Raw genomic sequence first — 14435 nt, forward strand, 5'->3', positions numbered from 1 at the left:
CTCTTGATGGCTACCGCAAAGTTACTGATGTTCTAATCGAAAAATTTTCTGATGTTTGTAACTTATTGATGTTTAATAATTAAAACATTGTCGGAGAATTTTTCTCCGGACACTAGTGAAAATATCTACATTGAAACAAAGAAAGAATATTAGCAGTATGCCCCCCAATGATAATTGGATTCGTCGATAAATAATATATCAAAATAGCAAACAGAGAAATTCCTATCAAAGTTTTACTAGTTGTTAAATGAAAGCGTCTTAATCCATAATATGATAGTGAGAACAAACAGAAATAGACAAATAAAATCAAAGTAAACCAATAACCTCCTTTGAAAGGACTTTCAATGACTGCTTGTACTTGTATAAATATAAATTATAAGAAAAAAGATTGTTGGTAATATTTGTACCTTTGCTTTCTTTCTCAAAAAAAGAGAAACACTTTGTATTGTTTCAAATAAATTTTCTTTAAACAAAACAAAACCACTTATAAAAAAGAATAAAGGCATTCGAAAAGATAAGAAAATATCATTAAAACTAAATGACTCCAAAGGTCCTCTATTTTCCCCATAACTGGAAAAAACTATATGAGCATATATAACTAATATTATAGTAAATCCTCGTAAAGCATCAATATACTCTATTCGTTTTGTTTTATTTGACTCTTGGACTTGCAAATTTTTCATATTCCAGTTTCATATTAAATCTTCTATAAACTATTAGGAATTTTATAAATCACTATCAATAAGCATTTATGATATTTTTTTTAAGCCTTATTGACCTAACCAAGAATTTGTTATAAATATCTCTCGTTCAAGCAATCTTCAACCAACGAAACAAGATATCCTTTACCCACGCTATCAAGAAAGAACCAGCAAAGAGGATTGGAACTATTATAAAGAAATAAATCCCGAACTGCGACTGATTGACAAAATAGCGTTCCATAAAATAGGGATAAACCAACGCATCGAATATATAACAACAGAGATACATATCGAGCGACAACAGAGAAATCTTAGTCAAACTCTTACGCAATACCGGTGACTTGAAATCGGTCTGATAGAACAACAAGAAAAAGACTATCGCCACAATCGATCCGAATACGCCCCATGGGCCACCAGCAATCTGAATAAGTGTATGATTGTGAACAAACAGCACATTAAACATCGGATTAATCATACATAACAATAACATTGTCAACCACAATTTCCAACTATCTACCCGAGGCTTATACTCGTGAATATACGAACCAGCAAAGAAGAATGTCAACGGATAGCACGATGCCCAAAAGCCAGGAACCAAATGCAATCCATATCGGTTAAACAAATCGGGCAAAGCTGTCATCACATACAAAGTCAATATCAAAATCTGTTTTTGCACCCCCCTTGTAATATTGCTTCGATACGGTCTTATTTGTATTCAAATAGCCTGTCAACAAAAGAAAGAGAGGAACACCTGTTTGAAATAATGGATTAAATAATGCTTGAATAAACATAGAAAAGCCACCAAAGGTTGTACTCCTGAATGGTGTATTCAAAACAAAAAAGTGTCCCGCTATCACAAACAGAATGGCAAAACTACGAATTAAATCCAGTCCTACAATTCGAATTTGGCACGTTTTTTGCTCCCTAATTTGTTGTATCATATTGTATTATTTTATTATCTTTCTACTAATTCTTGAAACAAACTATCCCACTTCTTATAAATTACCTCCGATGAATACTCTCGCCGCAACTTATCAAAAGCCATCTGCCCCAATCGGGCTATTTCATCGGGAGCACGCCACAACGAAACAATCTGTTGTTCCAAATCGTCGAGATTATTGGGCTCGAACAACCGCCCAATAGCCGAATCGCCTCGACCAATAATCTCGGTAAATCCCCCATGTGCCGGCCCAATTGTAGGCTTACCATAACAAGCAGCCTCGAGTATGGCCATCGGGAAACCCTCGTAACAACGACTGGGCATTACCACAAAGCGAGCTTGACGGATAAAATTGACCAACTCTTCTTTTTGTAAATACCCCATAAACTGTACATTATCGGGAATCTCAATACCGGTCTGCTCACGCTTGGCTCCGGCAAATCGAAACCGAATAGCCGGATTTCGACGCGCAACCTCTACCAACAGATCATACCCCTTTTCATAGCTTAATCTTCCAATATAAGCCACATAATTTCCATCGGTCGGCAAATAGGATTCTGGAGCATCTACACTATTGGGAATCACCCGCATCTTCTGTGCATCATACCCGGCAGCAATCAACTTCTGTCGCTGAAAGTCGGTAATACAGGCAAAGGCATCCACATTCTTTCGATACGCCCCCGTCCAGCGAGCATAGACATTGCGAAGGGCATATCCTAACGACTTCAATCGACTATGTTCGCAGTTATATCGCACGCAACTCCACTCATTCCCCCGCTCCAAGCAAGTCTCACAAGGCATCCCGTTACGCATGAACAAGCCCGTAGGACAAATCAATCGAAAGTTATGAATCGTCATCACCACCGGTACACCAGCCTTTTTACACTCAAAGAGAGCCGCCGGACTAATAAAGGGATAGAGATTGTGCACATTCACCACATCAGGGCGCTCTCGGCGCAAAGCCTCTCGCATTCCCCTCACCCCCGAAGGTGAATAGATACCCGACAGAAAGCCGGCCACCTTACCGACAGCAGACTCTCTCACCCCCTCGGTCGTTCGACGATAAAACGCCACCTCATGACCGTGAGCCGAAAGCATTGTCGCCATCTTATCGACAACAGCCTCCTCGCCACTATACTTCCCGTAGTTATTGTGAACCAATAGGATTTTCATACCTATCAAACAAGAGATAAAATTTTCTCTTTATAGACCCGACTTATTCTTTCCCAATTAAAAAGATTTCTTTCCCTAAAATTATTCTCTCCAATCTGACAAATTAGTTCTTGGTGAGCATATAAATTATCAAAAATTTCTGTCAACTCTTTTTCATGATTATATATATATCCATTCACACCATTTCGTATTATATCATTAGCAATTCCAACAGGCCTTGAAATCACACACCGTCCTAATACAAAAGGCTCTACAATACTTTGACCAAAAGTTTCACTGTTGCTGGAAACAATACCTATATTGCTTTTTAAATACAATTGCCGTATATCTTCTTTACTCAACAATCCCGGGAACTCCACTCGATCCGAAATACCCAAACTCTCTACCAGTTTTTTCATTACATTCAACAAATCACCAGCCCCTGGAAGAATCAATTTTGAATTATCATCTTTTGTCCGCTTAATATGTTCCGCAAATGCCCGTATAATAACATCTTGATTCTTTCCATGTCGAAATTGAGCCGGGAAAATCATTTGCAATCCATTTTGAGGCAAAGGCTGCAACTTTTCAGTAAAGAATGTGAACGGGACTCCTAAAGGAACTAATACTATCTTATATGATAGCAATCGAAATTTCTTTTTTAAATAATGACACATACAGATTACTTTATCTGCAAAAAGGAACAATGCGAAACCTATTACTAATTGTGCTATACAGGATTTCCATACACTATTATGCCGGAATCCATGCAACGTATAAATGATTCTGATTTTATGTTTAAATAACAACTTATATTTAACATAGGCTACCAATGCCAATTGCCAATTATTTTGTACATGAACAATATGGATACTATTCTTAACGACAATTTCTTTGATCGTATTCGCCAACATCCTAAAATTTGCATGACAATCAAGACCTTTAATCCTTGTAATAGGAATGTTTCTTGATTTTACTCTCTCTGTTAACCCGCACTCCTGCTCATTTTCTCCAGCAATGGCAAATATATCAATACCACATTGATGAAATGCTATCAATTCATCCGTCAAAAGAGCACTCAATCCTATTCTAAAATCAGAGGCAAAAAACAATAATTTATTCATAATCAGCACAAATAATTTTTTCTAATAATTTCATATTTTTCTCCCAATTATGCTGCTCTTGCACATATTTATATGCAATTAATGTTTTTTGTTCTACGTCTTCTCTATTAGCAGCTATATATCTTATTGCATCCTCACATTCTTGATAATTATGGTACGTTAAATAGGCATTCTTAATCGAAGAAAAAGGATACATATTATGTTCTAATCCCAATACAATCTTCTTATGAGCAAACGCATCCAAAACCTTATTTAGAATACCACATTCTTTACGAACTGTTGTTATATATATATCAATAGAGTTAAAAAAATCGCACAAATTATCAACTTCTCCCATAAATATAATCTGATTCTTCTCAAAATATTCTTTAACAGAATCATCTGCACCCCGTCCGGCGGCAACGACCTTTAACTGTGGATATTTCATCCTTAATCTTGGAAGATAAGTTTTTACAAACCAATCTATCTCCACAAGAGCCCCACATCCCCAATAATGTAATAAACCCAAAGTATACTCAAACTTTTTATTTTTTATACAGGCCTTCGAAGGAAGAGCAACACCATTCTGCACAGTATAAAAATTAGACGTTCTATAGAGTTTCTCTAAATAAGCCTGATCATGAAATGACACAACTATAACTTTCTTATACCTATGAACAATTTTTCGCTCAAGAGGTATGTATTTTATTAATCGCAATATGTCAAATATACAAGATTTCTTAAAAATAGAACTATATTTCCAACTAAACTTTATAGTGCTTTTAAAACCTAAAGTTAAAGCATCTACAAAAAAAATAGAATCACACCTATAACCTTTCTTCAAAATATTCAACCCAGCAACAATACCCATTGGTAAAATATAATCAGATTTATCACACTTTGATAAATCATCTATAATTTCACTATTTGGTATATACTCTACTATTCTCTTTGCAATAATAGAGAAACCCGGGAATTTTATATTAATAGGGTCTATATACACATATAATTTTTGCTGCATATTTTTATTTTTTTATTAATCCTAACATCATACCATAAAAACCAAATGGATAGGAAAGTGTGGACATCGAATAATTTACCACATTATCGGTATACATTGTAAGCGCCACTCCTGCTAAACTACTCCCTGCTATAATAGCGCTCATTCTTATTGCTACATCAGAATTATTCTGATATACGATAAAACTATGTATAATAACAGTTAATACAACTAATAAGTACAATACAACACCTATTATTCCACTATCGCACAATATTTGAACATAATCGTTATGTGGCACTTTCAACCCCCCAAATACAAAATTACTATACATGTAATTTTGCACACTACCTACACCAGAACCTGTTAACTCTTTCCCATCATAAAAACGATTCTCCAAATGCTCCCACATAGAAAAACGGGCATTACTATTTATATCATCTTTAGAGATCTCCCCTTGCCGAAATTGTTCAATAGAAACATTTTCACTATTTACAAACATTTTCTCTCGCACAGAAGGAATAGTAAATACAGCCACAATAAACAAGATGAATACCGAAAATATTACGGGCAAAGATTTCAACTTATATTTAAAGAAAAAGAAGGTCATCAAGGCCAATGTCGTTCCCATAATACTGGTACGGAATACCCACAAAATACAAGGCAGCATAAACAGAATACATAGCAAAAGATTCTTTCGTTTCTCTTTTGTATAATAAAACAATGCCAAAGAGAATATACACATTGATATATAATTAATAGCCTTTGCGGTTCCCGTCCAAAATACTCCAGGGAAAAGGCGACCAATATAGGGAATAAAAGCTATAGCAATAGAAATAATGGCTACCATACGAGCCCCGACTCCAGCTTTTAGAAACACCTCCTTATCACGCACTGCAGCCGACGCAAACAACATAATCAGCAACGGATAGAGATACTTCAAAATAACTCGAAATCCATATCCTGGAGCCGGAGTATAGCTCAATCCCACAACCAACCAAAGAATATAAATCGAGTAAAATATGGTGGCAGGAGTCCACTGAGGTGACCTCTTACAAATAAATAGTCCCACCAAACAAAAAATCTCCAAGACCATCAAACGAATAGCCATCAGATCTAATCCCGCAGGAGCAGAGAAAGCCAACAAACCAGTCGAGAAGGTCAACACCCAAAACATTTCGGGACCATCCATCACCATCTTCTGCTCCCTATTCAACGGATTGGTCATCACCCCTTGCTTCATTGTCAGGAACTTTAACCCAACCAAGGTAATAATCAAAAAATATAGATAATTGAGTAGATACATATCTATTTATTCTTCGGTATCAACCGCTTATATAAATCATTAAATAACTGAGAATATCGTTCGAAACCATATTGCCCCACATACTTCATAGCAGCCACCGAATAGTGCTGCAAAAGGGTTATATCACCCACTAACGGACCTATTTTATCGGCCATATCGTCGATAGATTCAGGCTCATGCAGTAAACCCACTTCTCGATCGCGTACCACCTCGGGCAGGCCCCCCGTACGCGAAGCCACCACCACACAACTATTTGCCATGGCTTCGATAGCAGTGAGTCCAAATCCTTCACTACGCGAAGGCATCAGCACAATATCCATGCGACTGTACCAATCAGACAGTCGCTCCTGAGGCTGTCGCCCGGCCCATTCAATACCATCGGCACACCCTAACCCTTGTGCCTGTTGTCGCATTTTTTCTCGCAACGAACCATCACCTACCACAATCAAACGGGTATCGGGATATTGTGCTCTTACCCGAGCAAAAGCCGGAACGACCAGATCCATTCCCTTAATTTTTTCCAGCCGACTGACAACCCCCAAAGTTACCGGGCGACTAAAGCTACGCTCTTCCTGCCGAATCGAAAATCCAACAGGAAGAGCGTTGTAAATCGTAAAATGATTACGCCGTTTCAATGGAGTATTCTCACCATACAACTGAGAAGAACCGAAGAACGATTGCTCGGCCAATTCGGTAATGCAAGTAAATGCTCTCACACAATGTCGCTGAATAAAATGGACCAACCGCAAATTGGGATATATATCGGCTGCCGTATGTGCCGTAGCAATAATTTGCCGAAGTCCCAACAATCGCAAAAGCAAAATAGGAATAGCCCCAGGTGCCATATATTGCACATGAGCCACATCGGGCGTATATTGTTTCAATGCTTTCCGCAGACCTTTGTAAAGGAACAAAATTCCTCGCCAACCACCAATCCGTTCACCCATCGAACTAAGACAGACCACCTCACTACCCGACCGACAAAACCGAGAGACCATATCCTCGTTATACTCAAAATAGCATACGGTCACCACCCGATGACCTCCAGCCACAAGCGCCTCAACGAGATTCAACGTCTGAATCTCGGTTCCTCCAGTCAATAAACAAGGTATGCAAACAAGAATTGTCATTTAATCAGATTCAATTTGTGAAATAACAAGTTATACTTATCTATAACAGAATTCGAAGAATAACAATCTCTTAATAACGCAGAATTATATGCATCACAAAGAATACCCTGACTCCATTTATCATACATATTCTTCAATGCTCGTTTTATATCTTTGTATTGAGTATTATCAACAGCAATTCCCCCTCCATACGTATTCAACATTGTTGATACGTAGCCATTAACAGGCGAAACGGCAATAATAGGCCTACCAACCTGTACATAATCAACTAATTTGCTGGGGAAAAATACGCCATATGCTAATATAGCTTCTATAAGAACTAATACATCATAGTTTTGAAGCAGATCTATAGCTTTAATGTATGGATATGCTCCAATGAAATGAACAGTATCCTCTAACTGATATTTTATTATCAACTGTTGCGTAAACTCATTCGCATACCCCATAATATCAAATCTCATACGAATATTGTATTCATCTATCAACTCCCGAATAGCCCTAAATGTATTTTCAGGATTCCTTTCTATTGACAAATTTCCAGAATGACATAATGAAAAAATATCTTGCTTTTTATAACTTTTAAGTTTCAATATGCCATTAACCAAGGCAATATGAGGAATCTCCATACATAGTTTATCCCTCAAAAAAGGATATTCCTTTTTAAAAATAACCCCTAATGTCTCTGATGGATATGTTATCGCATCAGCATTGGACAAACATAATCTTTCATATTGTTGTAAAAGTCTCAATTTCCTATTGGAGAGATGGTGTGTATATGGTTCTGGCCAAATAGTTACAGCAGGATCATTCCAATTCGAAATCCACTTTATTCCAGTCTTTCGTGATAATTTATAACCTACTATATGAGGTATATCACTAGGAGATCTTGTTATTATAACATCATACTCTTTCTCTTTACATAATTGACAGGCTAAATCATATGCATGTGCAGCCCATCGAATTCCTTCAATAACGAAGCCATCCATTTTAATGGCAGACTTTATTACATCAATTGTGCGTGCTATTTTATTTCCAATCTTATATTCAACTACATGAGTAACTTCTTTTAATGGCAACCAAGGTTCCGTCCATTCTGTTGAATAATTCCGTCCATCATCCATCCGAGAAATAACATCAACAGACCAACCACATTCCATCATTGCCAATACCAATTTACTATTACATAAACTTTCGGAAAAGGTATATGGGGCAAAACCAACTGTTATAAACAAAATTCTCATATCATTTATTCTAATATTAAAATCTTATTCTTGCCTTCTTCCCCATCTTCAACCTTCATTATCAAGCCAATTAATTTCCCAATAGGGAAGAAATATTTGGAACTAATTTATATACTTTTTATACGTAAATACAAAATTGTTTTTATAAGTAGATACCAAAATCTATTAAATAACAATTATTATATATTATATAAAACTCATAAATGATCTTTTTCAGGACTATTTTTTAGTTTCAATTTAATATATTTAATCACATCTGTCTCATACCGAATAAGTAGCCTTATTGAGCTTTTAAATGTCATTAAGTATTTTAAGAAATATGAAAATCTCGTAATTCGAGACGTCCATATGGCATACGAATAACCAACTGTTTGTTCTACCAAAATAGTGTATCTCCGAAGTGACATTTCTTTCTCCCTAAAACTTTGAGGCGTACTTTTACCACCTAAATGAATAATTTCAGAATACGGATAATATAATGTCCTATATCCTAAATTAGATGTCCTAAAACCGAATTCGGGTTCTTCTCCATAAAACTCCAACTTTTCATTTAAGCCTCCTACACTAGAATACAAATCAGCTCTAATCAACATACATGCACCAGAAACCCAAGCTACAGCATGTGGAGTATTTTTATTAAATCTATATGTCCCTGGAGGTAATACACCTTTAATAACAAATTTAGGAAATATTTGGCCCACTTTAAAATGCTTTACTATCATATCCCAATGAGTCATTCCCAAATTTCCTTCAGATTGGACACTTCTATCTTCATTTAAGATCTTAGGTCCGATACAAATAACAGAATCATCTACAGTATCAAAATATTTTACTAGTTTATCTATATTATCACCCCAAATAAGAGTATCACTATTCAATAATAACAAATATTTTCCTTTTGCAATAGAAGCGCCCAAATTATTTGCTTGTGCAAATAGTAAATTCTTTGTATTAGATATAATCTTAATGCTTGGGAACGATTTTAACATCTCTAATGTATTATCAGTAGAATGATTATCAACTACAATTATTTCATAATCAAATGAAAATGAGGATAATAGGATAGAAGATATACAATCTTTTAATAGTGATGCAGTATTGTACGAAACGATAATAATACTTAACTTTATCATAATCAATATTTTAGACATCTAATTATACTTTCGCAGGCTTTTCCGTCACCATAAGGATTCACAGCTTCACTCATAGTTTGATAGTATTGAGCATCCTCTATCAGCTGTGAAACCTCTTTCACTATCTTATCATAGTCTGTTCCAACCAGTTTAACAGTCCCTGCCTCTAAAGCTTCAGGACGTTCTGTCGTATCGCGCATAACCAAGACAGGCTTACCTAATCCTGGGGCCTCTTCTTGAATACCTCCGCTATCGGTCAAAACGATTGCTGATTTTTCCATTAAATATACGAACGACAAGTATTCAAGAGGCTCAATAAAAAACATATTCTCATACTGCTTCCCATCAAATGCTTCATGAATAGGCCTCCGCACATTAGGATTTAGGTGCATGGGATAAACAAAATCTACATCAGGATAGGTTTCTACCAATGTCTTTATGGCCCGACAAATTTGGGTAAATCCATCCCCGAAATTCTCACGACGATGCCCCGTAATCAATACCATCTTCTTGCCTTGCGATAAACGGGCTACGTCATATCCGTTTTGCAAAAGCTCATTATTCAATGTCCGATCCAACTCGTCGTTATTTTTTATTCTATCCACAACCCAATAAAGAGCATCAATAACCGTATTTCCCGTCACAAATATATGATTCTCATCTACCCCTTCATGTAACAGATTCTCACGACTTAAAAGGGTCGGTGCAAAATGATAGGTAGCGATACGTCCAGTCAATTGACGATTAATCTCTTCGGGCCATGGACTATATATGTTGTGCGTGCGCAAACCAGCCTCAACATGTCCAACTGGTATTTGTTGATAAAATGCCGCTAATGCTGCAGCCATAGATGTAGTTGTATCTCCATGAACCAGTACTACATCAGGCTTTACAACCCGTAATACGTCTCTTAACCCGACCAATACCCGAGCTGTCACATCATACAGATCCTGCCCTTGCTTCATAATATTCAAATCATAGTCGGGCTTAATATCAAAAATCTGTAAAACCTGGTCCAACATCTCCCTATGCTGACCGGTCACACATACAACAGTCCTAAAATCGTTCGGGTATTGCTGAAATTTTTTTACCAAAGGAGCCATCTTAATGGCTTCCGGACGTGTCCCAAATATTAATAATATTGTTTTCATATCTATTTTTATCTTATACCCCCCCTTAAATTATCGTTCTATCAAATCAATCCACTTCGGTAAAATATTCGAAATATCATATTGCTTTACATATTGGAATGCATTTTTCGATAGAATTGCTCTATACACTCCATCCGACATTAAATGCTTCAATTGCTTAATATACTCTTTTTTATCAAAAGCTTTCACCAATTCCCCCGTTTCACCTGATTTTATAATATCATGAGACGCAGAGAAACTATCAAATACTATAGGAACACAGCCAAATTGCATAGCTTCGGTTAAACTCATGGGGAAACCCTCAAAAAGAGAGGCCAAACAAAAAATCGAGGCCTTCTCATAATATGGCCGAGGATCTTGACGCCCTACAAACTCAATATTTAAGACCCTCTTTGCCTTATCCATCAACCGTTCTTTTTCTGGGCCATCTCCCACAATAATCAATTTCCATTGGTCATACTCTCTCACTACCTTTGACCAAATATCTATTAACCAATCTATTTTCTTAGAAGTATGCAATCTACCCACAAATAAAACTATTGGCTCTTTTAAAGGAATACGCTCTATATTCTCATACGTATTAGGATTGGGAATTGTTACAAAATAATTATCCGGTAATTTACACCATCGTTTCAATGGTTCTTTAAATGAATCCGACAAAAGACACAGATACTGCGGATGCTCCTGTATAAATTCATAATGCCTTTTTAATGAACGCCTAATAATTCTTTTTACCCTTCCATATAAAAAGAAACGAGCTATTCTTTTCAGCTTCTCCTTAGTAGAAGGCTCTCTTAAAGTCATCAAATCAGCAAAAAGATGTTTATATTGTCCTAAAGGGTCACTATGTAGGACCGAAATAATTTTAACATTGGGATCCCTGATTTGTGATAAAAAATAGGTTCCTCCATATAATCCATTCTGATTAATAACCACTTTTATATCATTTGCATCCAAAAATTTATTATAAAATTCCATATTTATAGAATTTTCAAGATCGGAAGATGGCAAATCAATAATAGGAACGGGGTATTTATAATCATCAAATAGTCGTTCCCAATTCAGATAAAAGATAGTATATCCTTTCTGTAAAAGGGCCTTGGCTAATACATCTGTAACTCTCTCAACACCACCTTTTTGAGGGTTCAATTCTGTAGGATATGCAAATAATATATTCATAATGTAACTCATCTATAGAGATCTATGGATATTACTATATTCACTTAATAGGACCTTTGATTTTACGTTCTACCCAATGATAAAGTTTCATCATATTATAATCTCTACATAATCTAAAAAATACACCTCTCTCTTTATCAGACATCCAAGAATTTGCTAAATGATGAATAGTATATGGCATTACTCGAAAATGAGTATGAGTATATGTATACATATTGGATAAAACACTATTCGGATAAACAACAATATTGTTCCCAAATTTTTGATATTCATCCTTATATATATAACCATACTGTGCTAAAACACGGCCCAAAACAGTCGGAGATCCTACAATATTTGTAATGCCTTCTGCTGGGACAACAAAATCCGTCTTTTCATAATAATCTAAACAATCTTTTAGTATTGGATTTCCTATACAACTTCCAAATTGAGCTGGATCAGGATTTATTCCAACTAATTCTCCATTTTTATCATAAAACGCTTCCGTTCCACAAAAAAAATTAGCATCCAAAAGTGAATCCAGTTTTTTTTTAACCTCGACATCTGAATCTAAATATATTCCTCCATATTTATACAATGCATAAAATCGAATATAATCAGAAACAAAAGCCCATTTTCTCTGTTTAAAGGCCTCCCTTACATAAGGGATACAGTCAAAATCAAAGCTATTCGAATCCCAACATATCACTTTATATTCAGGCAAAATCTTATGCCAACTTTTGATGCATTTTTGTATAAAGATTGGTTTCTCTTCCCCCGAGAACCAACAATAATGAATAATTTTTGGAATCATTTTAGAACTATTTATGGTGATTATTATATTGTCTATAATTTTATATCATGTTAATAAAATCAGCCCCAAGAAATATCTTTTTTATTACTGAAAGATTATCTGCCAATACTATATTTGAATTTGTTATTTTTTTGAAACAACAGTATTTGCCCCAACAACGACTCCATCAGACAAATTTGTACCTTTCAAAATAGTCGAATACATCCTATCCAACATGTCTTCCTATCCATTTCCTTTTCAATATTTAGTCGTGTCCCTTGCATATTAAATTCCATGAGCATCACTATCATCGTTATATTCCAAGGAAATATAGCTCTATCTCCTCTCCTATAGAAATATGTTTTCTGATAAAAAGTAAAATATTTCCGATAATCCAAAGATTCTTCGTAACAAACTTGGCATCTTCACCTATCGAAATCCAATGGTTACTTTATCTTCAAATATAGATAAAGATGCATTTATCAAAAGATGTATCATAAAAATTGGTTGTATTAAATCCTATTTTAAACATTTCCACCCATGAACATTCACATGAGCATTCTTACCTATATATTTACTTTTACACTATTATGAATAAATACAGGACTTCTCAAAGCAGTCTTTATATCAAATAGGCGAATATTATAATACAAACTTCGAGGTGTATGGGATAATATACGTCTGTTCAGTACAAAAAAATTTATAAATCTCACCACTTTGATTTCTTATTACTCTTTAACCGTGCAATACGGTTCTTCCCTACAATAAAGATTATCACTTTCTTTATTACGAAAATGATTTCTTGCAATTTCGTTTGTTTCACTTGATATCCCCAACTATTTGCACATAAATGACAAGAATACCTTATATTATCATATTCTCCATATCTTTTATATGCTTTCTCTGTAGAATCTATTAATAATATTGGATTCTTATATACAGCCGAGAAAACATCTGGTGGATATAAATACACTTCATTTTTTAATATTTGGAATATAGGAATTGATGTAAATCCATAATCCAAAGAAATTTGTGCAATAATATTAGGCATTACCATTTTCATATACTCCTTAGGAGATGGAATAAATCTCTTTCCATCATAATACGACAATATATCACCTATCCACTTATGGCCTTTTACTGCACCCATAATAGCTGCATCAATACCAATACCTTTTACCGTCTTCTTATTTATTGTAGAGCTATATAATCCAGGCCAAAACTCTATACCACTAAACGCATTATGAACTAAAAAAGGTTCTAATGAACGATATACATATACATCCATATCCATATATATCCCCCCATAATGATATAGGATATATGCTCTAAGGAAATCAGTTGCAAAAGCCCATTTTTTTGCATTTATCGCATCTTGAAGAAAGAGAGAATCTATGCTTCTAACATCTTTCATTCCCCATTCCTTTACGTCAAAATCAGGCATCGTTGACTTCCAAGAAGCAATACAATCTTGAATCATTTGCGGCTTTTCTTCTCCACTAAGCCAAACACAATGAATAACCTTTGGAATCATTTTATTACATTTTGAAATTTCTATTTTCCTTCTTTCATATATTTTTCTTTTCTAAAACAATAACATATTACAAGACTAATTTTTCCATCTCTT

Annotated in this window: 13 protein-coding genes; all 13 read right to left on the bottom strand. The window is 35.2% G+C overall.

Annotated features, from left to right (window positions below):
* Positions 1 to 341: 341 nt before the first annotated feature.
* Positions 342 to 683 (bottom strand): acyltransferase family protein, encoded by a 342-nt coding sequence (locus tag B5G10_RS08700; protein ID WP_087424349.1) that lies wholly within the window; start codon positions 681 to 683, stop codon positions 342 to 344.
* A gap of 632 nt (positions 684 to 1315) precedes the next feature.
* Entirely contained in the window at positions 1316 to 1642 is a 327-nt protein-coding gene (locus B5G10_RS12855; RefSeq protein ID WP_241147744.1) for an acyltransferase family protein, read from the bottom strand.
* Positions 1643 to 1656: 14 nt separating this feature from the next.
* Complete coding sequence (locus tag B5G10_RS08710; RefSeq protein WP_087424433.1) at positions 1657 to 2814, bottom strand: glycosyltransferase family 4 protein; 1158 nt, start codon at positions 2812 to 2814, stop codon at positions 1657 to 1659.
* 5 nt (positions 2815 to 2819) lie between these two features.
* Positions 2820 to 3917 carry a glycosyltransferase family 4 protein gene (locus B5G10_RS08715; RefSeq protein ID WP_087424350.1) on the bottom strand — a complete coding sequence of 366 codons (1098 nt, stop codon included), beginning with the start codon at positions 3915 to 3917 and terminating at the stop codon, positions 2820 to 2822.
* A complete protein-coding gene (locus B5G10_RS08720) occupies positions 3910 to 4917 on the bottom strand; it encodes a glycosyltransferase (protein WP_087424351.1) in 1008 nt (335 codons plus the stop codon). The genes B5G10_RS08715 and B5G10_RS08720 overlap by 8 nt, the downstream gene beginning before the upstream one ends.
* Before the next feature lie 4 nt (positions 4918 to 4921).
* Positions 4922 to 6202 carry an O-antigen ligase family protein gene (locus B5G10_RS08725; RefSeq protein ID WP_087424352.1) on the bottom strand — a complete coding sequence of 427 codons (1281 nt, stop codon included), beginning with the start codon at positions 6200 to 6202 and terminating at the stop codon, positions 4922 to 4924.
* 2 nt (positions 6203 to 6204) lie between these two features.
* Positions 6205 to 7332, bottom strand: coding sequence for a glycosyltransferase family 4 protein (locus B5G10_RS08730; protein WP_087424353.1), 1128 nt, complete (start codon positions 7330 to 7332; stop codon positions 6205 to 6207).
* Complete coding sequence (locus B5G10_RS08735; RefSeq protein WP_087424354.1) at positions 7329 to 8573, bottom strand: glycosyltransferase; 1245 nt, start codon at positions 8571 to 8573, stop codon at positions 7329 to 7331. Before B5G10_RS08735 ends, B5G10_RS08730 begins: the two co-directional genes overlap by 4 nt.
* 197 nt (positions 8574 to 8770) lie before the next feature.
* Positions 8771 to 9706 (bottom strand): glycosyltransferase family 2 protein, encoded by a 936-nt coding sequence (locus B5G10_RS08740; RefSeq protein ID WP_158098803.1) that lies wholly within the window; start codon positions 9704 to 9706, stop codon positions 8771 to 8773.
* Between the two features lie 2 nt (positions 9707 to 9708).
* Entirely contained in the window at positions 9709 to 10857 is a 1149-nt protein-coding gene (gene wecB, locus B5G10_RS08745; protein ID WP_087424356.1) for a UDP-N-acetylglucosamine 2-epimerase (non-hydrolyzing), read from the bottom strand.
* 30 nt (positions 10858 to 10887) lie between these two features.
* Entirely contained in the window at positions 10888 to 12036 is a 1149-nt protein-coding gene (locus B5G10_RS08750; RefSeq protein WP_158098804.1) for a glycosyltransferase, read from the bottom strand.
* A 40-nt stretch (positions 12037 to 12076) separates the two neighbouring features.
* On the bottom strand, positions 12077 to 12868 hold the full coding sequence (locus B5G10_RS08755; protein ID WP_343285890.1) for a capsular polysaccharide synthesis protein: 792 nt from the start codon (positions 12866 to 12868) through the stop codon (positions 12077 to 12079).
* Positions 12869 to 13517: 649 nt separating this feature from the next.
* Positions 13518 to 14342 carry a glycosyltransferase gene (locus B5G10_RS08760; RefSeq protein ID WP_087424359.1) on the bottom strand — a complete coding sequence of 275 codons (825 nt, stop codon included), beginning with the start codon at positions 14340 to 14342 and terminating at the stop codon, positions 13518 to 13520.
* Positions 14343 to 14435: the final 93 nt, after the last annotated feature.

It is taken from the genome of Barnesiella sp. An55, from assembly GCF_002161555.1.
Taxonomy (GTDB): Bacteria; Bacteroidota; Bacteroidia; order Bacteroidales; family Barnesiellaceae; genus Barnesiella; species Barnesiella merdipullorum.